16 protein-coding genes are annotated in these 20,036 nt (G+C 62.7%); 9 read left to right on the forward strand and 7 right to left on the reverse strand.

Annotated elements, in window-relative coordinates:
* Positions 1-60: 60 nt before the first annotated feature.
* From NKI59_RS07645 to NKI59_RS07675, 7 genes are all read right to left on the reverse strand, one after another.
* Positions 61-660 (reverse strand): VOC family protein, encoded by a 600-nt coding sequence (locus NKI59_RS07645; protein ID WP_352703347.1) that lies wholly within the window; start codon positions 658-660, stop codon positions 61-63.
* An 80-nt stretch (positions 661-740) separates the two neighbouring features.
* Positions 741-1,571, reverse strand: coding sequence for an ATP-binding cassette domain-containing protein (locus NKI59_RS07650; protein ID WP_352703350.1), 831 nt, complete (start codon positions 1,569-1,571; stop codon positions 741-743).
* The gene (locus tag NKI59_RS07655) at positions 1,564-2,454 is read right to left on the reverse strand and encodes an ABC transporter ATP-binding protein (RefSeq protein ID WP_352703352.1); all 891 of its coding nucleotides are present in this window, start codon (positions 2,452-2,454) and stop codon (positions 1,564-1,566) included. The genes NKI59_RS07650 and NKI59_RS07655 overlap by 8 nt, the downstream gene beginning before the upstream one ends.
* Positions 2,451-3,299: an ABC transporter permease gene (locus NKI59_RS07660; protein ID WP_352703354.1), complete on the reverse strand. Its 849-nt coding sequence runs from the start codon at positions 3,297-3,299 to the stop codon at positions 2,451-2,453. Before NKI59_RS07660 ends, NKI59_RS07655 begins: the two co-directional genes overlap by 4 nt.
* Positions 3,292-4,299, reverse strand: a complete 1,008-nt coding sequence (locus tag NKI59_RS07665) for an ABC transporter permease (RefSeq protein ID WP_023676841.1) — start codon at positions 4,297-4,299, stop codon at positions 3,292-3,294. Before NKI59_RS07665 ends, NKI59_RS07660 begins: the two co-directional genes overlap by 8 nt.
* A gap of 64 nt (positions 4,300-4,363) precedes the next feature.
* Positions 4,364-5,890: an ABC transporter substrate-binding protein gene (locus NKI59_RS07670; RefSeq protein WP_352703356.1), complete on the reverse strand. Its 1,527-nt coding sequence runs from the start codon at positions 5,888-5,890 to the stop codon at positions 4,364-4,366.
* 107 nt (positions 5,891-5,997) lie between these two features.
* Complete coding sequence (locus tag NKI59_RS07675) at positions 5,998-7,572, reverse strand: phytoene desaturase family protein (protein ID WP_352703358.1); 1,575 nt, start codon at positions 7,570-7,572, stop codon at positions 5,998-6,000.
* Between the two features lie 117 nt (positions 7,573-7,689).
* Here NKI59_RS07675 and NKI59_RS07680 point away from each other — a divergent pair, with 117 nt between their 5' ends.
* From NKI59_RS07680 to NKI59_RS07720, 9 genes are all read left to right on the forward strand, one after another.
* A complete protein-coding gene (locus NKI59_RS07680) occupies positions 7,690-8,481 on the forward strand; it encodes a cyclase family protein (protein ID WP_352703360.1) in 792 nt (263 codons plus the stop codon).
* Between the two features lie 149 nt (positions 8,482-8,630).
* A complete protein-coding gene (locus NKI59_RS07685) occupies positions 8,631-10,202 on the forward strand; it encodes a phytoene desaturase family protein (RefSeq protein ID WP_352703363.1) in 1,572 nt (523 codons plus the stop codon).
* Positions 10,202-10,681 (forward strand): MarR family winged helix-turn-helix transcriptional regulator, encoded by a 480-nt coding sequence (locus NKI59_RS07690; protein WP_023676846.1) that lies wholly within the window; start codon positions 10,202-10,204, stop codon positions 10,679-10,681. The genes NKI59_RS07685 and NKI59_RS07690 overlap by 1 nt, the downstream gene beginning before the upstream one ends.
* Positions 10,682-10,723: 42 nt before the next feature.
* Positions 10,724-12,877 carry a thiamine pyrophosphate-dependent enzyme gene (locus NKI59_RS07695; protein ID WP_352703365.1) on the forward strand — a complete coding sequence of 718 codons (2,154 nt, stop codon included), beginning with the start codon at positions 10,724-10,726 and terminating at the stop codon, positions 12,875-12,877.
* Complete coding sequence (locus NKI59_RS07700; protein WP_352703367.1) at positions 12,870-14,465, forward strand: indolepyruvate oxidoreductase subunit beta family protein; 1,596 nt, start codon at positions 12,870-12,872, stop codon at positions 14,463-14,465. The genes NKI59_RS07695 and NKI59_RS07700 overlap by 8 nt, the downstream gene beginning before the upstream one ends.
* Positions 14,466-14,733: 268 nt before the next feature.
* The gene (locus tag NKI59_RS07705; protein WP_352703369.1) at positions 14,734-15,954 is read left to right on the forward strand and encodes a tyrosine-type recombinase/integrase; all 1,221 of its coding nucleotides are present in this window, start codon (positions 14,734-14,736) and stop codon (positions 15,952-15,954) included.
* A 208-nt stretch (positions 15,955-16,162) separates the two neighbouring features.
* The gene (locus NKI59_RS07710) at positions 16,163-16,423 is read left to right on the forward strand and encodes a helix-turn-helix transcriptional regulator (RefSeq protein WP_352703371.1); all 261 of its coding nucleotides are present in this window, start codon (positions 16,163-16,165) and stop codon (positions 16,421-16,423) included.
* Between the two features lie 156 nt (positions 16,424-16,579).
* Positions 16,580-19,057, forward strand: a complete 2,478-nt coding sequence (locus NKI59_RS07715; protein WP_352703373.1) for a DEAD/DEAH box helicase family protein — start codon at positions 16,580-16,582, stop codon at positions 19,055-19,057.
* A 398-nt stretch (positions 19,058-19,455) separates the two neighbouring features.
* Positions 19,456-20,034, forward strand: coding sequence for a hypothetical protein (locus NKI59_RS07720; protein ID WP_352703375.1), 579 nt, complete (start codon positions 19,456-19,458; stop codon positions 20,032-20,034).
* Positions 20,035-20,036: the final 2 nt, after the last annotated feature.

The raw sequence follows: 20,036 nt of genomic DNA on the forward strand, positions 1-20,036 counted from the left end.
ATCCGCCCCAGAAACCCAGCTTGCCGGCAGTCGGCTTGCGCAGGCAAGGGACGCCCCGGGCTATTTTTCCGGGTTCTTCGGGCTCCACAGCACCGTCTCCGCATCTTTTTCATAGGCCATGCCATTGGGATAGCTGATCGCTTCCAACTGCAAGCCCCAGGGCGCCTGGAAGTAGAGGATGGTCTGGCCGGCGGCCGGGCCTTCGGTAACCGGCAGCGGTCCCATCCGCGTCTTGACGCCCTTGCCGTCAAGATAGGCTTTTGCGGCGGCGATGTCGTCGACATAGAAGGCGATATGGAAGCCGCCTATGTCGCTGTTGCGAGGCGTCAGGTCCTTCTGGTCCGGCGCGGTGTATTTGAACAGCTCGATGTTCGACCCGTGTCCGCAGCGGACCAGGGTGATCTCCTCGATCACCGCCTTGGGATCGACGCCCAGCAGATCCTGCATGAATGTGCCCTTGTCGTCGGCGAACGGGCCGAACGACATCGCCTTCTTGCAGCCAACCACCTCGGTGAAGAAATCGACCGCCTGCTCCATGTCGGGGACGGTGACGCCGGTGTGGTCGTGGCCACGCATGCCGGGAATGGAACTGGCGTAAGCGGTGCCGATGCCTCCCAGCACGGTGGCGATGAGCACTGCGTAGCGGATTGCATTCTTCATGTCAGTCATCCTTCATCGCGGGACATTTTGCCGGCCGCACGCCCGAGGCCCGCTCTTTAGCGTGCGAATAGGATTGTGTTTCATGCCGGCGCCTTTGCGGCGGGAAGTAGCCAGGCATCATCGATCTCGGGCAGCGGAATGGCGGCGAGCAGATCGCGCGTGTAGGGCTGCTGCGGCTGCTCGAACAAAGCGTCGGTCGCGCTGGCTTCGACGATCGCGCCTTCGCGCATGACGATCACGTGCCGGCAGAGCCGCCGGATCACCGACAGGTCATGGCTGATGAAGGCAACGGTCAGGCCCATTTCGGCGGCGAGTTTTTCCAGCAGCGTCAGGATCTGTGCCTGCGTCGACACGTCGAGGCCTGAGACGATTTCGTCGGCCAGCACGAATTTCGGCGACAGCGCCAGCGCGCGGGCAATGCCGACGCGCTGGCGCTGGCCGCCCGACAATTCATGACGATAGCGGCTGGCGAAGCCTTGCGGCAGGCCGACGCGCTGAAGCGCCTCCGCGACACGATCCCTGAGGTTGTCGCCAAGCCCGTTCTGCTTGAGCGGTGCTGCGATGATGCTGAAGATGGTGCGGCGCGGGTTGAGCGACGACATCGGATCCTGGAAGATCATCTGCAGATTGCGGCGCAGCGGCCGGAGCTCGGCCTCAGGCAGATGTGTGATGTCGCGGCCGTCGAAGATGACCTTGCCGGCGCTCGGCTCCAGAAGCCGCACTAAGGCGCGGCCAAGCGTCGATTTGCCGGAGCCGGATTCGCCGACGATGCCGGTCACCGATCCCTTTGGCAGGTCGAAATCCAGCCCTTTCAGGATCTCGGCCAAGGGCGCGCGGCCGATCAGCGGCTTGCGCGTCATGTCGGGCAGCGCGACCTTCAGCCCACGCACGGAAAACAGCGGCTCAGCCATGCGGGCGCCTCCAGGCCTGATCGGCGGCGGCGATCTCCGAAGCAAGCCCGGCCAGCACCGCCTCGTCCACCGGCTTCAGCGAGGCGAAGGGGTCGGTGTAGCGTGGCGTCGCGGCCATCAGAGCTCGCGTGTAGGGGTGCTGCGGAGCGGCGAAGAGAGCGGCCGTTTCGGCCTCCTCGACCACCTTGCCGGCATAGAGCACCGAGACCTTCTGGCTGATCTTGGCGACGACGCCGAGATCATGGGTAATGAACAGGATCGCCGTGCCGTGCTCGCGCTGCAGTTGCGCGATCAGCCGCAGGATCTGCTTCTGCACAGTCACGTCGAGCGCCGTGGTCGGCTCGTCGGCGACGATCAGCCTTGGTTCGGCCGCAAACGCCGCGGCGATCAGCACGCGCTGGCGCATGCCGCCGGACAGCTCGTGCGGATAGCATTTGAGGACACGCTCGGGGTCGCGGATTTGCACCTCGTCCAGCAATTGGCGGATGCGTGCATCGGCCTTCTCGCCGCTCCAGCCGAGGATGCGCACCAGCCGGTCGGTCATCTGCGGGCCGATTCGCCGTGACGGGTTGAGCGCGGTCAGCGGGTCTTGCGGGATCAGCGCCGTGCGCGCGCCGATCAGCGTGCGCCTTGCCTTTGGCTGAAGCTTGCCGAGGTCCTCGCCCTCGAGCAACATATCGCCTTCGACGATGCGCACGCTCGAGGGCAGCACGCCAAGCACCGCCTTGCCGATCATCGTCTTGCCGGCGCCGCTCTCGCCGACCAGCGCGCGCACCTCGCCGGGCTCGACGGCGAGCGACACCGAGCGCAGCACGCGCAAGCCATTAGGCAGCACCGCGCTAAGGCTGCGTATGTCAAGGCAGGGTTTCGCCAGCGCGTTCATCGCAGCACCGGATCGAAACGTGCCCTGAGACCTTCGCCGAACTGGCTGAACGACAGCACCGTCAGGATCAGCGTGACCAGCGGGAACACCAGCACCCACCAGGCCTGATGGATCGACAGGCGGCCCTCGGCGATGATGCCGCCCCAGGTTGGGTCGTCGGTCGAGATCGACAGATTGACGAAGGACAGGATCGCCTCGACGATGACGGCAATGCCCATCTCCAGCGACAGCAGCGCGACGATCGACGGCACCACATTGGGCAGCACTTCGCGCAGCATGATGCCGATGCGGCCGTAGCCGGCGATGCGGGCGTTCTCGACATAGTCCATGCGCGACTGGCCCAACGTCTCGGCGCGGATCACCCGGCAGAAGCGCGTCCAGTCGATGACGGCAATGGCAATGATAACCGAGCTCAAGCCGGTACCGAGCACTGCGACCAGAAGGATGGCAAACAGCACCGGCGGAAACGCCATCCAGACATCGACGATGCGCGAGATGATGCGGTCGGCCCAGCCGCCGAAATAACCAACGATCAGGCCGAGCGTCGAGCCGACCAGGCAGGCCGCGATGGCGGCGGCGAAGGCGACGATGAAGGCGATGCGGGCGCCGAAGATCAGCCGTGACAGGAGATCGCGGCCGAGACTATCGGTGCCGAGCCAGTAGCCGGGCTCGGCTCCATCGAGCCAGAACGGCGGCAGGCGCTCCAGCATCAAATCCTGCGCCAGCGGGTCCTGCGGTGCGACCAGCGGCGCAAAAATTGCGGCCAGCAGCGCAATCAGCAGCCAGCCGCCGGCCAGCCACAGGCGTGCCCGCGAGCCATGTCTCGAAATGCGGGCCTCATCCATGGCGCAGCCTCGGATTGAGCAGGGCGTACATCATGTCGACGGCAAGGTTGATCAGCACAAACAGCAGCGCGAAGACCAGCACGATGCCCTGGATCAGCGGCAGGTCGCGGTTGATGACGGCATCGATCGCCATGTTGCCGAGACCTTCATAGGAAAACAGTCGTTCGACGATGACCGTGCCGCCGATCAGGAAGGTGAACTGCACGCCGACCAGCGTCAGCGTCGGCAGGGCCGCGTTCTTCAGCGCCTCGCGCAGGATGACCTGCGTTTCCGAAAAGCCCTTTACCCGCGCCAGCACGACGTAGTCGAGGTCGAGCACTTCCTTCAGCGACTGTTTCAGCAGCTGCGAGATGATCGCGGCCAGTGGCAGCGCCAGCGCAATCGCCGGCATCAGCATGTGTGCCAGCAGGTCCCTGGTCAGGTCGAAGCGCAGCCGTACGATGCTTTCGAACAGATAGAATTGCGTGGCGAAGGGCAGGTCGAGCTGCGGCGACACCCGGCCAGAAATGTCGAAGATAGGCACCAGCACGCCGAACAGAAGGATCAGCACCAGGCCCCACAGGAAATCGGGAATCGAGAGTGCCGCACCGCTGGCAATGTCGATGCCGGCTTCGACCGCGGTGCCGCGTTCGCGCGCGCCGAGGATCGCCGTCGTGCCGCCGATCGCCAGCGCCATCACAAGCGCGACGATGGCGAGTTCCAGCGTGGCCGGGAGGCGATTGAAGACCAGCCCAAGCACGTCCTGCCGCAGTGAGATCGACGTGCCGAAATCGCCCCTGACGACACCGGCCAGCCAGATGAAGAATTGCTGGACGATGGTCTTGTCCAGCCCGTAAAGCGCGCGCAGCCGAGCGATGTCGGCATCGGTCGCGCCGGGCGGCAGCATCATCGCGATCGGGTCGCCCGGCGCGACACGGATGACGATAAAGACGACGACGGCCACGCCGAACAGCGTGATCGCCATCGTCAGAAGACGGATCAGGAATCTTTGCAGCAGCATGGTCGCCCGTGGCGGAAAATGCGCGCCGTCATTCCGGACGGCGCGCGGCAAGCCGAAGACTGTCTCAGGCCGGGCTCATCAGCGCCGGCAGAAGTGCGCCCGACACATGCTGCACCACATTGACGCCCTTGGCATGCACGATCGGCTGCGCATACTGGATCAGCGGCAGCACATAGGCCTGTTCGGCGATGTATTTGTCGACGGCCTTCCAGCCGGCAATGCGCTTGGCCTCGTCCTTCTCGCCCCATAGTGGATTGATCATGTCGATCAGGTCCTGGCTGTCCCATACCGAATGCGGACTTGGGCCATACATGGCAAAGCCGGTCGACGTGGTGGGATCGCCGATGGCATTGCCCCAATTGTAGAAGGCCGCCGGTGCCAGCTTGTCGGCGGCGCGCAGCTCGTAGTGCTTGGCGATCTCGTAGACCTCGATCGTTGCCTCGATGCCGACCTTGCGCCACATGCCGACGATCGCCTGGATCATCTCGTAGTCCTTGGGCTTGAAGCCCTTGGTCGTCTGTATCGTGAACTTGACCGGCTTTTCCGGCGAATAGCCGGAGGCGGCCAGCAGTTCCTTGGCCTTGTCCGGATTGTGCTCCACCTTGATCGACGCATCGTAGGCCTCGTATTCCGGCGTCTCCAGCGTATCGATGGGCTGGCCGTAACCGCGCAGCAGCCGGTCGACCAAAAGCTTTTTGTCGACCGCCATCACCGCCGCCTGGCGCACGTTCTTGTCCAGCATCACGTCGATGTCGTTGAAGAAGATCATGCCGATGTCGGAGACGTTCTTGCATGAGCCGGCAAGTCCATCCTTGGCGATCAGGCGGTCATATTCCTCATAGGGGATTTCCAGCGTCACCTGCGAGGAACCGGACTCGATCTCGGCGACGCGGCTCGCCGCATCGGTGACGAACTTGATGGTTACGTTTTCGAAGGCCGGCTTGCCGCCCCAGTAGTTCGGGTTGGCCTTGAGCCGCAGGAAGGCGTTGCGCTCGAATTTGTCGACCATATAGGGCCCGGTGCCGATCGGGGCTTTCTCAAAACCCTCGGCGCCGACCTTTTCGTAATAGGCCTTCGGCATGATGTAGCCGGTCAGGAACGACATCCACTTGAAATACACCGGGTCGAATTGCACGACGTCGCCGGTGATCTTGTTGCCGTCGATCTTGAAGTTGTTGACGTTCTTCCAGACGAACTGGATCGGGTTGCCGGTCTTTTCATCGCCCGCCCGCTGCAGCGACCAGACCACGTCTTCGGCCGTGAATGGCGAGCCGTCATGCCAGGTGACGCCCTCGCGCACCGTCATCATGATCTTGCTGCGATCCTCGTTCCAGCCCCATTCGGTGAGCAGGCCGGGCGCGAAAGAGAGATCCGGCGTCTGCGGGATGAACTGGTCGAACACCGACTGGTAGAGACCCTGGATGGTCGGGTTGACCGCCGAAGGCCCGGTGGTCGGGTCCCAGGACGGCAAATTGACATTGTAGGCGATGGTCAGTTCGCCGGCAGCCTTGGCGATTTGCGGCAGGCCGAGCGCCGTGGCGCCAAGTGCGGCCGCGCCATATCCGAGCAATTCTCGTCTGTTGATTGTCATGGTCGTTCCCCTGTTGCTTTTATGCGCGGTGTCGTTGTCAATCGGTGGGTTCAGGCTCCTTGGGCAACCGCGCCTTGTCCTCCTTCACCCTAGATGAAAAATGGAGCCTACCTCCCGCCAAGTTGTTGCGCGAGCATGTAGCCCGACGCCGCCCCGGTGCCGGCGCCGGGCCATGTTGCCGCCCCGGTCAGGTGCAGATTGCCGACCGGCGTGTTCCAGCCGGCGTAACCGCGCGCCGGCCGGAACAGGAAATTCTGCGCCAGATGATGGCTGCCGCAGATCTGGTCGCCGCCGACAAGGTTCGGGTTCTCGCGTTCGAGGTCGATGGGCGAGAACACGGCGCGGCCGAGGATCTTCCGACGAAGGCCGGGCGCATAGCGCTCGATAATGTCGAGGACGCGCTCGGCGTAGTGCTCCCTAGCCTCGTCCCAGTGAGCCGCCGCGATCGTGCCCGCTGCATCGCCTGCAATCTCGGCTGGCAGCATGCGCACCTGCACCCAAAGTACGTGCTTGCCGTCCGGCGCGCGCGAGGGATCGACGGCCGTCGGCTGGCCGACGACCAGCACCGGTTCATCCGGCAGCATGCCTGCCATCACCTGCTGGTAGGTCAGCGACATGGCGTCGAGCGACGGCGAAAGGTGCACATAGGCGAACTGCCGAAGCTCGGCGCCGGCGCGCCAGTCCGGCAGATCGTCGAGCGCCAGATGGATCATCAACGTCCCCGGCGCGTGGCGGAATTTTTTCACGGCCGTGTCGAAGCCGGTGTCGCCCGATCCGTTAGGCAACAGTTTCCCGGTCAGCGCCTTGGGCGTGACACCGGCGATGACGGCCTTGGTGGCTGTGTGGGTCTCGCCGGAAGCGAGCCGCACGCCGGTCGCTTTGCCGGCCGAAACCGTGATCTCGGCGACATCAGCCCCGGTGACGATCTTGCCGTCGGCGGCCGTGAGCATGCCCGACAGAGCGCGGATGATGGTGTCGGCGCCGCCTCTGCCGAGCACCATACCGAAGCACTGGTTGGCCATGGATTCGAGGTAAGGGAACACCGCGCCGCCGGCGATATCGGGGGCGAAGTCGAGATGCATGCCCCAGGTGGCGAGCGTCGCCCTGACATGCGGTGACTGGAAAGTCTCCTCGAGCCAGGCGCGGGGTGACGAAAGCAGCAACCGACCAGTATCGAGCGCGCCGGCAAAACCCTTCTTGCGCCAGAGGTTCCAGGCGGTGCCGGCGAGCGCACGGCCGCTCATCGGCGAGCCCAGCAGCCGGAACAGATGCTCGGCCTCCGCCGGGAATGCCGCAACCAGACGGCGCCATGTCTGTGCGTCGGCGTCGGAAAAAGCGGCCATGCTCGAGGCGGTCTTTTCCAGGTCGCTGCTGACGCCGAACCAGCGACCGTCGGGGAAGGCGCTGGCAAAACAGTCGGCCATCGGCACGAATTCCAGCCCGTGGGTTTTCAATTCATTTGCATATTTCTTGTGAAAGGCCGAGCCGGCGAACAGGCTGAGATTCATCGCGCCGAAATCGTGCCGGAAGCCCGGAAGCGTCAATTCGCGCGTCTGGACGGCGCCGCCGATCGTTGCATTACGCTCGAAAACTGCCGTTTTCCAGCCTTTGAGCGCCAGATGCGCGGCGCATGCCAGACTGTTGTGGCCTGCCCCGACAAATATGGCGTCGAACTCGCTCACGCCCCGTCCCATTTCCTTTATGCTTAAAGATAATTGCAGATGCATATGTTTTCGTCTAGTAGGATATTAAGGGCCGCGAGAGCCTTCAGCACCATCGAGAAAGAGGGAACAGAGACCATGGACACACAACAACTTCTAGGCGAAGTCGCCGGCCAGCTGCTTTCAGGCGCCATCCAGGTGGTCGACCTGACGGCGCCGCTCGGGCCCAACACGCCACTGATCAAGCTGCCACCGGAACTGGCGGTCGACACGCCGAAGATCGAGATCCACGCCATCTCCGCCTATGACAAGAATGGCCCGTGGTGGGCCTGGAACTGGCTCAAGCTCGGCGAGCATTCGGGCACCCATTTCGACGCACCCAACCACTGGATCACCGGCAAGGATTATCCGGACGGCGCCACCGACACCATTCCGGCGCAGAACTTTGTCGGCCCGGTCAACGTCATCGACTGTTCGAAGCAAGCGGCAGCCGATCACGATTTCCTGCTCACCGTCGATCACATCAAGGCATGGGAAGCCGAACATGGCGCTATCAACCCCGGCGAGTGGGTGGTGATGCGCACCGACTGGTATAAGCGCAACGGCTCGGAAGCCGAGTTCCTCAACGCCAATGAGACCGGACCGCACACGCCTGGCCCGACCGCCGAAGCCATCCAGTATCTGATTAGCAAGGACATCAAGGGCTGGGGCAGCGAGACGATCGGCACGGATGCTGGCAAAGCAGGGGGAATGGAGCCGCCGTTCCCGGCGCATAGCCTGATGCACAAGGCTAACCGCTACGGCCTCGCCAGCCTTTGCAACCTCGACCGGCTGCCGCCGAAAGGCGCGATCCTGATCGCGGCGCCGCTCAAGATCGAGCACGGCACCGGCAGCCCGATCCGCGCGTTGGCGTTGGCGCCAAGGCAATAGGGTAGCTGCGGTCTTCGGGAGAAGATCATGTGCGGAAGTGGCACTGTGGTGACGGAGTGGGAGCGGCAGCCTTGCAAAGCTGCGGCTCTACGGCGCCGTAGAGCGCCAATCTCTGCAATTGAACTCCTGCCGGCTAGGAGCACGCATCGATGAGCGCTCCCGATCACATCGTCGTCGGCAGCGGCATCAACGCGCTGGTCTGCTCGGCGATGCTTGGCGGCAAGGGGGCGAAGGTGCTGGTGCTCGAGCGCAACGACCGCATCGGCGGCTGCATGCGCACCGAAGAAATCACCGCGCCCGGCTTCATCCACGACGTGATGGCGACGACCTTTGTCCTGTTCATCACCTCGCCGGCCTATGCGGCGCTGGGCAAGGATCTGGCGCGGCACGGCCTGGAGTTTTGCAACACCTCCACGCCGACCGGTGTGCTACGCCCGGACGGCAGCCATGCCGTCCTGCGCACCGATCGTATCGCCAATGTAGCGGCGATCAATGCGCTTGCCGCGGGCGACGGCGACCGGCACGCAAACGATGTCGGCGAGATCGAGCGCAACGCCGGTCTGCTGTTCGGACTGCTCGGTGGCAGCCTGTGGTCCCACCCGACGGCCAGGCTGCTGGCGGGTGAAGCCTGGCGGCGCGGCCCGCGTGGCCTTGCCGCCTTTCTCGGCAGCGCGCTGGTGCCGGCGCGCGGTTGGCTGGAAAGCACCTACCAGTCGGAAACCATGCGCGCGCTGTGGGCGCCCTGGGTGCTGCATGCCGGCCTCGGGCCTGAGGACGCGTTCTCCGGCCAGATCGCCAAGGTCATCGCCTTCGCGCTTGAGGCGGCCGGCGCGCCGATCGTCAAGGGCGGTGCCAGGAATCTGCTGGCCGCCTTCGAAGCCCTGATCAGGGAACGTGGCGGCGAAATCCGCACCGGCGCCGACGTCGCGGCTATTGTCCAAAGCGGAGGCCGCGCCGCCGGCGTGCGGCTGGCTTCGGGCGAAACGATCAACATGAACAAGAGCGTCATCTGCTCGGTCACGCCGACCCAGCTCTACCAGCGGCTGCTCGGCGACGCGGCGCCGAAAGCCGACGTCGAGGCAGCGCAAAAATACCGCTACGGCAAGGGCAATTTCCAGATCCACTATGCCTTGGACAAGCCGCCGGCATGGCGCGGCGAGGGCCTGGACAAGGTCGCGCTGCTGCATCTGACGCCGGGGCTCGACGGCGTCTCGAAGGCCTGCAACGAAGCCGTGCGCGGCATGCTGCCGGAGGTGCCGACCATGTGCGTCGGCCAGCCGCACGCGCTCGACCCATCGCGCTGCCCGGACGGCAAGGCGGTCCTGTGGCTGCAACTGCCCGAGGCGCCACGGCATATCAAGGGCGATGCCGCCGGCAAACTGCAAACACCGGCAGACGGTCGCTGGACCGAGGCGCTGCGCGAAGCCTATGCCGACCGTGCCGAAGCGATCCTCGCCAGCCATATCGATGGGTTCAAGGACAGCGTCATCGCACGCCGCGCCTGTTCGCCGGCCGACCTGGAAGCGATGAACATCAATCTGGTCGGCGGCGACCCCTATGGCGGTTCCTCGGCCATCGACCAGTCGTTTCTGTGGCGGCCGTTCAAGACGAGCCGCAATCACGCCACCGAGGTCAGGGGTCTCTACCACATCGGTGCCTCGACCCATCCGGGTGCTGGCTTGGGCGGCGGCTCCGGCTTTCTCCTGGCGGGGAGGCTGTGATGGAACAGAAGGTTGAAAAGCGCCAGCGCATCTCGACTTTGGGCCAGATCGGCCTGCAGCAATTCGCGCCCTATCTGATGAACCGCATCATGGGCCGCTACAACGCCACCTTGCGCGACAATTTCCGCAGGCAGGGCCTGACCATTCCGCAGGTGCGCACGCTGGCCGTGTTGTCGGTCACCGATGGCGTCACCGTCAACGATCTCTCGGTCTATACCGTCATCGAGCAGTCGACCTTGAGCCGGACGCTCGACACGCTGGAGGGGCAAGGGTTTGTGCGGCGCGAGCAGGGGGTCACCGACAGCCGTATCCGCCATGTGTTCCTGACCGACGATGGCCGCGCCGAGTTCGCGCGCGCCTGGCCGGCCATGCACGACGCTTTCGAGGCAATGTTCGACGATGTCGACGATGCCGAATACGCGGCGCTGATCGCGACATTGCAGAAGATGCTGAAGAACATTCGCAAGCACGACATCTGATCTTACGCGCCGCCATCGGGGCGGTAACGGAAGGAGCCCAAAATGGCCGAACGGTCTTTTGCCAAGGAAGTCGAAAAGCTCAGGCTCGGCGCCGGCGAGGAGTTTTCCGGCGAAGGCATTCTCGCCATCACCAAGGCGCTGCTGCAATGCGGCGTCGGCTATGTCGGCGGCTATCAGGGCGCGCCGATCAGCCATTTGATGGACGTGCTGGCCGACGCGCAGGATATCCTGGGCGAGCTCGGCGTGCATTTCGAGGCGAGCGCCTCGGAAGCGACCGCCACCGCCATGCTTGCGGCATCGGTGCATTATCCTATCCGCGGCGCGGCGACCTTCAAGTCGACGGTCGGCACCAATGTCGCCTCCGACGCGCTCGCCAATCTCGCTTCCGGCGGCGTCACCGGCGGTGCATTGATCATCGTCGGCGAGGATTACGGCGAAGGCTCCTCGATCATGCAGGAGCGCAGCCACGCCTTTGCCATGAAAAGCCAGGTCTGGCTGCTCGACCCGCGGCCGAACCTGCCGTCGATCGTCAAGGCGGTGGAGGACGGCTTCGAGCTGTCCGAGGTTTCCAACACGCCGGTCATGCTGCAGGTCCGCATCCGCTGCTGCCATGTCCACGGCCATTTCATCGCCAAGGACAACAAGAACCCGGCAATGACTGTGGCCGATGCGCTCGAGGCGCCGCGCCGCGACACCGGCCGCATCGTGCTGCCGCCCGCGTCCTTCCTGCACGAGAAGGAAAAGGTGCAGAAACGCTGGCCGGCGGCGGTGGATTTCATCCGCACCAACAAGATCAACGAATTCTTCGGCCCGGAGCACGGCGCAGTCGGCATCGTCATGCAGGGCGGCATGTACAATTCCGTCATCCGGGCGCTGCAGCGGCTCGGCCTCGCCGACACCTATGGCGATACCGACGTGCCGCTCTATGTGCTCAACGCCGTCTATCCCTTAGTCGATGACGAGTTCCTGTCCTTCTGCGAGGGTAAGGACGCCGTTCTCGTCGTCGAGGAAGGCCAGCCCAACTACATCGAACAGGCCTTTGCCGCGATGCTGCACAAGGCCGGCCGCGGCACCAAGCTCGTCGGCAAGGAACATCTGCCTATGGCCGGCGAATATACCGGCCAGGTGATGCTCGACGGCATCGGATCGTTCCTGCGTTCCACCATCCCGCATCTGCTGCCAAGCGAGGTCCGCGCGCCGAACAAGATCGGCGACGGGCTCGACACCGCCGACCTGATCAACGTCGTCCCGGGCCGGCCGCCCGGCTTCTGCGTCGGTTGCCCGGAGCGGCCGATCTTCGCCGCCACCAAGCTGGTCGAGCAGGAGCTGGGCAAGCACCACATCGCCTCCGACATTGGCTGCCATCTGTTCTCGATCATGCCGCCTTTCGAGCTAGGTGCCACTACCATGGGCTACGGGCTGGGGCCGGCCTCGGCTTCGGCGTTCAATTCGCCCGATGCCAAGCGCCGCTCGATCTCCTTCGTCGGCGACGGCGGCTTCTGGCACAACGGCCTGACCTCCTCGGTCGGCAATGCCGTGTTCAACAAGAACGACGGCGTCATCGTCATCGTCGACAATTTCTATTCGGCCGCGACCGGAGGGCAGGACATCCTGTCGTCCCGCGCCGGCAACAAGACCAAGTCGACCAAGCACCCGATCACCGAGGCGGTGAAGGGCATGGGCGTCAAATGGCTGCGCCACATCGACCGCACCTACGACGTAACCAAGATGCAAGACACGCTGCGCGAGGCGCTGACGACGGACGAGAAGGGCCCGAAAGTCATTGTCGCCTCGTCCGAATGCATGCTCAACCGGCAGCGCCGCGAAAAGCCGCTGGTCGACAAGGCGATCAAGGGCGGGACGCGCATAGTCAAGCCGAAATTCGGTGTCGACGAGGACATCTGCACCGGCGACCATGCCTGCATGCGGCTGTCCGGCTGTCCGTCGCTTTCGGTGAAGTCGCTCGACGATCCGCTGCGCGACGATCCGGTGGCGCATATCGACCAGAGCTGCGTCGGTTGCGGCAATTGCGGCGAGGTTGCCGATGCTGCGGTGCTGTGCCCGTCCTTCTACCGCGCCGATGTCGTGCACAATCCGAGCCGCTGGGACCGTTTCCTTGAAGCCGCGCGTCGCGCCATGATCGGTCTCTTGCAGCGGCGCCGTGAAAGCCGGCGCCTGATATTCGCCGATGCTTGACGCCGTTCCATCAACCCGTTCAAAGGCCGGCGCGCCGGACGACGAGCGCGTCATCAAGCTCGCCGTGCTGGCGGTCGGCGGCCAGGGCGGTGGCGTGCTGGCCGACTGGATCACCGACGTCGCCGAGCGCAACGGCTACGTCGCGCAATCGACCTCGGTCGCCGGCGTCGCCCAGCGCACCGGCGCCACCATCTATTATGTCGAAATGTGCCGCGACACCGGCCGCCTGCCGGTCTTCGCGCTGTCGCCGTCGCAGGGCGACGTCGACATCCTGATTGCCGCCGAACTGATGGAGGCCGGCCGCGCCATCATCCGCGGCTTCGTCACGCCCGAGCGCACCACGCTGATCGCCTCGTCGCACCGCATCGCCGCGGTCTCGGAGAAGATCGAGCCCGGCGACGGCCGCGCCTCGTCCTCCAAGGTGCATGCCACGGCGGAAGCCGCGGCCAAGCGCTTCATCGCCTTCGATATGGAGAAGATCGCCGCCGACAATGGCTCGATGATCTCGGCCAGCCTGCTCGGCGCGCTGGCCGGCTCCGACGCCTTGCCGTTTACACGCGAGAGCTACGAGCAGGCGATCGGCGCCGGCGGCCGTGGTGTCAAGGCCAGCCTCGCCGCCTTCGGCGCCGCCTACGATCGGGCGCGCGGCATCGCGAGTGCGCCTTCGGGCGACAAGACTGCAGGGCCGGCAGCCGCTGAAACCGGCTCGGGCGCAACGGCAAAGGTGAGCGGCCCGCAAAGTCTCTTGCGAGGCTGGCAGCAACTGGCCGCCCGGGTCGATGCTTTGCCGGCTCCTGTCGCCGACATGGCGCTTCGCGGCCTGAAAAAAGTGGTCGACTATCAGGACGTTGCTTATGGCGGCGAGTATCTCGATAGGCTCGACCGGGTCGTCGCTCTGGACGATGCCGAACACGCCTACGCGCTGTCGATCGCCGCCGCCAAGCATCTGGCCAACGCCATGTGCTACGACGACATGATCCGCGTCGCCGACCTGAAGACGCGCTCTAGCCGCGACCGACGCGTACGCCGTGAGGTTGGCGTCAAGGACGGCTCGGTCCTGCAGGTGACCGAATATTTCCATCCGCGCATCGAGGAATTCTGCGGCACGCTGCCGGCCGGGCTCGGCAGCTACATCGAGGCGCGGCCGAAGCTCGCCGCCTTCCTCGACCGCCGCATCAACCGCGGCCGCCATATCCGCACCGACAGTTTCGCCGGCTTTGCCGCTTTGTGGTTCATCGGCGGCCTGCGCCGCTGGCGCCGCCGCCTGCTGCGCCACAAGGTCGAGACCGCGCATCTCGAGCGCTGGTATGCGCTGGCGCTGGGCCAAGTCGGCCAGGACTACGCGCTTGGCACGGAGATCCTCAACTGCCGCCGGCTGATCAAGGGCTACAGCGACACCCACGCCCGCGCGCAGTCGAAATTCGACCGGGTGCTGTCGGCACTCGACCTGGTCAAGGGCCGCCCGGACGCCGCCGACTGGATCCGGCGCCTGCGCGAAGCCGCGCTGAAGGACGAGAAGGGCGACATGCTCGACGGCGCGCTGAAGACCGTGGCGTCGCTGGGTGATAGCGACGTTCCATCGAGTTGATCTGTGAAATGGTCCCGTTTAATTCATCGAGAATTTTGGTGCCGCTTAGGTGACTCGAACACCTGACCCCATCATTACGAATTAGCTCCATACACGAATAGCGTGTTTTAAAAATAATGTTTCTGACCAGCCAATACATTGATTTCGCTGTATTTTATGGCGAACTCCACATAACATCCCCTGATTGTAAAACAACCTACGGTAGCGCAAATAAGGTGGTTTTCCTTATTTGGACTGCTCCGTCCAAGGTTCAACCAGGAGAAGTGTTATGGCGCGTATCAAGCTTACAGAACGGGTTATCGATCGGCTGGCAGCGCCAGATCCCAGCGGCAAACAAGTGTTGCATTGGGATGCCGATCTGAAAGGGTTTGGCGTCCTTTGTTCGGGCGTCACCAACTCAAAAACATACATCGTCCAGCGCACACTTCCCGACGGACGAACGCGCCGCGTCACTGTCGCGGCAGCAAATGAGATCGACCTCGCAAAGGCGCGGGAAGAAGCTGCTGAGATGCTGGTCGAGTTGCGCAAGGGGCGAGATCCGAAGCTGCGTTCTGCCACCCTTCAGTCAACGCTTGATGGCTATCTCAAAAAGAAGGGCGAGAAGCTCAGCGAGGCGTCGGTGCAGAACTATAGGACGATGGTCGAGCGGCATCTCAGTGCCTGGCTGTCGAAGCCGCTGACTTTCATCACTCGCAAGGCTGTCGAGGACCGCCACGCTGCAATTGCCAAGGAGATAGCCGAGGCAGGGGGCGGGAAGGGCGAGAGCAGCGCCAACGCCGCGATGCGAACTCTTCGCCTCCTCTGGAACTTTGCCGCGAAGAACGATCCCTCGCTCGCTGCCAATCCAGTTAATCTGCGCGGGGATTGGTTTGAGGAAAAGCGCAGGGATCGGATTGTCGAAACAACTGACATGCCAGCTTTCTACAATGCCGTCGTCGCCCTGCCCAATCCCGTTGCTCGCGACTACATTCTGTTCGTTCTGTTCACCGGCCTACGGAGACGCGAGGCCGCGATGCTCAAATGGGAGCATATCGATTTCGACCAAAAGCTGGTCCGGATTCCAGCGGACAACACCAAGGCAAAGCGGAAGCTTGATCTGCCTATGACGGACTTCGTTCGCAATCTGCTTGTCGCTCGCCGAAGCGTTGGAAAAGAGCCAAGCGGCTACGTCTTCCCCTCGCATGGCAAGAAGACCGGCTACATTGCCGAGCCGAAGTTTCCTCTGGATGCTGTCGGCAAGGCCTGCGGTGTCAGCGTGTGCGTGCACGATCTGCGCCGCACGTTTATCACCGTGGCAGAGGAAACGGAAATTAGCCCGATGGCGTTGAAGGCGTTGGTCAACCATTCCCTCGGAAAGGACGTGACAGAGGGATATGTGCAGATGAGGGTTGAACGTCTTCGCGCTCCGGCTCAGAAGGTGACGGACAGCCTGAAACAGCTATGCGGCATCGTTCCCATTGATGAGGAAAAGGTGGCTGTGTTGGCGTGAGCAAACGTTCCACTTGTGGGTTTTATTTAGCGCCCCTATTGTAGTGCAGTCCGTAGGCTACCTGCTGAGGTGGCATAGGGCCTTTCGGGATCGTGCCCGTATATACGATCCATCCAAACGACAGGCTCTCGTGTGCAATATGCGCGCGAGGGCTTTTTGTTTTTTCAGCCCCCGCGCGTCCTTGGCAAAAAGCAAAAGGACGCCTGCTATGGAACTGAATCTGCACCTCGATAAACGGGCCGACAGCCTTGTCGCTGCCGTGGTTGGTGACGACGAGGACCTTCTGAATACGGCTCAGACCGCAAAGCTTCTAGGCGTCAGCACCCAGTGGCTTGAGATCGGACGCACGAAAGGCTACGGCCCCCCGTTCATTCGCATTGGACTGCGCAACATCCGTTATCGGCGTGACTCACTGCGCGAATGGCTGAAAAGCCGGGCAGAGTACCGCTCTACACGCGAATACGCTTAGCCTTTGGTCGAACAAAAAAAACGCCGGTCCTCAGGGACCGGCGCTGGAACTGGTATTGGACGAAAAAGAAGGAGCCGAGGTGTCTTGCGGACCGACCTTGGACCAACTCCCCCACAATATAGCCGCGCGATTCTAACCAGTAAATGACGTCGGCTAATGAATTTCCCGAAGCTCCGCTCCGCTCTCAATTTCAGCTACGACTCAGACGGAATTGTGCGCGACAACCGCGACAACTTCATCACGGCTGTTGTGGCCGCGACTATTACAGCACACCCAGAGGGCACAGAGGCTGCAATCCTACTTGCCCACGCGACGGCTTGGGTTCGGGCCCAGGTGGACCTTACACGACCGCACAAGGGCAGATGGCAGTGGAGCGACGATACCCAACTTAAAAGATTTCTGACCAAGCAGATTGCCCGTGCCCAGAAGCACGAAAGGAAAATCCGAGCGGGCAGGCAGAAGCGTGGCCTAGTTCCGGGGATAGCTCCAAACCGGCGCTCCGATCCGATGACGCCCTATGCCGCGACCGAAACGTTGCGACGCGAGTTGATGGGTTTCCTGACAGCTCTGCCCTTCTGGGATCCAGTGGCACAGATGGATGCGTATCTAGCGGAAGGTCCTTCGCTTGAAGCCACTGTTCCCCGACGTCTCATTGCCGGTTCTGCCGGCTTGGGCAAGAGCACGATGTTGCTGGCCCTGCTCGCCGACCTGTTCAAGTCCAGCGTAGCCCGAGGGGATTTGAAACGCCGTGTCTTCTACCTCTGCCCGACCATAGAGCTGTGTGGAGAACTGGCCCTTAAGTACCGGGCAATGGGCGGGCGGGGCATTGTGATACGGGGCCGCACGCATGGGCTCGCGAAGGACCCAGAGAACACACCCTGCCTCAAGCCCCGCGACGTTGAAATCGCCGCCAGTGCCGGGCTCTACATCCAAAGCTCCCTTTGCAAACGGTACGATGAGGAAACGAAGACCCTGCACCTGTGTGAGCACTATGAGAACGGTTGCCGGTACTACGCGCAGGCTGATGAAAGCGCGGATATCGTCTTCATGACGCACGACATGGCCATGCTCACGCTAGATCAGGAACTGTTCGGCAAGGCCGACCTGCTGGTTGTCGATGAATCGATGCTCAGCAAACTGACCAGCACCGGCGGCGGCATCGCATTCGACGACATGTTGCAGAGCGAGCATCTGGCGCGCCTCCATGCGGTGCTGTCCGACGACCCAAAAGCCGACCCGATCCAGACGCTCTTAGCGATGGGCCTTACGTGGCAACAGCTTCGCGATGAACAGGTTGCTATGGAGGAAGCCGACAGGGCTTCGCGGAGCAATGTCGCCTATCCGGGCATCGACAGCACGAAGCTGGCCAAAAACGCTTCTGCCTTTAAGAAGGAGCGCAGCAAATCGACCACCATCCGCATGCTGCGGAACCTCAAGAACGAGATGAAGGCAGGCCGGACGCATGGCACGCGGTCATTCACGTTTGCGCCCGAAGTGGCGGTCGCGGCGACCGAGAAGGTTCCGGCACATACGACGAAGCTGATATTCCTTCAGCACCGGCCAAAGGTGAAACTGCTTCGGCAGGACTTGCCGGTCCTGATGCTCGACGCAACTGGCGATGCGAGTCTGATGGCATACAGCTTCCCCGGCATTGAGCAGGTAACGATTGAAGCTGAGCGCAATGCCTATGTCATCCAGACCACCGGCAACAGCGGTGCGATGAGCAAGATCGGAAACATCTCCACCGACAAATACCGCGAGGAAGTGGCCCGCGTGGCGGGCGATATGGCAAGCAGGCGCGGCAGGCGGGGCTTAGTGGTCGCAACGAAGGAATCGCTGGAGCTTGGCCTGCAACGGATGCTCCCCGAGGGAGTTGATCTCATCTACTTCGGCAATCTGCGAGGCATCGACAGATACAAGGATCACGACTGGATCCTGATTGCCGCGCGCATGCAGATCAGGGCGCTAGAGGCAGAACGCTATGCCAAGGCGCTGGCCTATGACAGCTTGGAACCTCTGTCGTGTCCGGGCAGCTACACCGAAGCCCTCGTTGGCTACGATCTATCCAGCTACGAGGACAGGCAGGGCATCAATGCCATCCGGCATGTCGATCCGTTGGTGGAGGCAATACGGCGGCAGTTCACCGAGGCAGAAAGCGTCCAGGCAATTGATAGGCTCCGGCTGGTGTTTCGGGGATATGATGGCGATTTGGCCGATCAATCGGCGCAATGGCTTAGACCTGGCCCGTGCGCATTCGTTTGCGTTCTGTCCGAGGTGCCGTTGCCGGGCATCATCGTTGATGAGTTGGCGCCGTATAAGGATGTCGTCGGACGCACGGGCGAGAGGGGCGGTGGTGGCGGCCCCGGCAGTCGTCTCAAAAAATGGTATGACGAGCTTGGGTGTGTTCTTCCGATCCAGAAACGGAAGTGGTTGGCACAGCGCTTTGGTGTGACGGTTCGAGCGGTGGACAACACTATCGATGACTTCAAGAAGCGGGGCGACGGAGACTTCAAGAAGCTGCTGGGAGCGGTGCCGGTGTACGTGCAGGGCGTGACACCGGGCACCGTCTATGCGTCATCGCGCCAAAGGGCACTTGAGTTTAGCCGGGACTGGCAGGGGGCAGGACAGCGGTAGTCCCTCCGGCCGTAAAACACTGCAAACCCTATATATGCACTTATAGCTTTTGCAGTGTTTTTGCACTGGAGGGAATATCGCCCCGCGTTTCCCGGAAATATCGGAAGATCACGAATTCCGAGCGGCAGCGCTATTTTTCTGCGCCCCGGCTTCGCACCGCACGCATAGCGGCAGCGTCTTCGGACACCAGTCCCGAAAGGCCACCCTTCTAGCCGATTTTCCTTATTGCTAAAACAACTTGCGTCATAACGCGCTGTAAATGTTCAGCTTTACGCTTCACAACAGCTAATATACTGTTAGCTGGCTCACTAGTTTTGCTTCAAAGCTAGGCCCTCGATAGCTAGTGCATTGCTGGATGATAGTGAGTGCTTTGCCCCTTGAAAGAGACCACGTCATCAATGGCCAGCAATTACCCACGTCCCCGAAGCCGGCAGTTTCAGACCCGCGTCACCAACGGCAAGGAGATCCTGCCAGGGATCGACGGGCGGTCGAAGTGGGCGCGGCGACTGCATGACCTAATCGCAAATCATGTCGCGGACCTCGGTGGACCCGGTCACGTCACACAGTCGCAGTACGTCTTGGTCAAGAGCGCCGCCAACATCATCATCGTGATGGAGCAATGGGAGCTTGAGTTTGCGAAGGAAGGCACAGCTAGCCTGCCTGCACTGCTCGCTTACCAGACTATCGCGAACAGCCTTCGGCGCATCTTCGAGACGCTGGGCCTCAGCCGGGTTGATCCCCCTCGCGACACCACGCCAATCCTGGAAATGAGCAAGCTTGATCCTGCGGAGCAGCAACGCTTTCGCACCCTGTGCGACAAGTACGACAAGTTCGGCATGGAGGGCCTGCTGGAAGATCAGGCTCGTGAGCTCCATGCACTCATGTCTAAGGCAAGCGGCAGAGGCTCCGGCCCTTCGGCCAAGGACGCTGCCCACCATGACCGCCCTGTCCACGAGATCGACTATTCGAGGCGATGAAA

The organism is Mesorhizobium sp. M0598 (genome assembly GCF_040320865.1).
Taxonomy (GTDB): Bacteria; Pseudomonadota; Alphaproteobacteria; order Rhizobiales; family Rhizobiaceae; genus Mesorhizobium.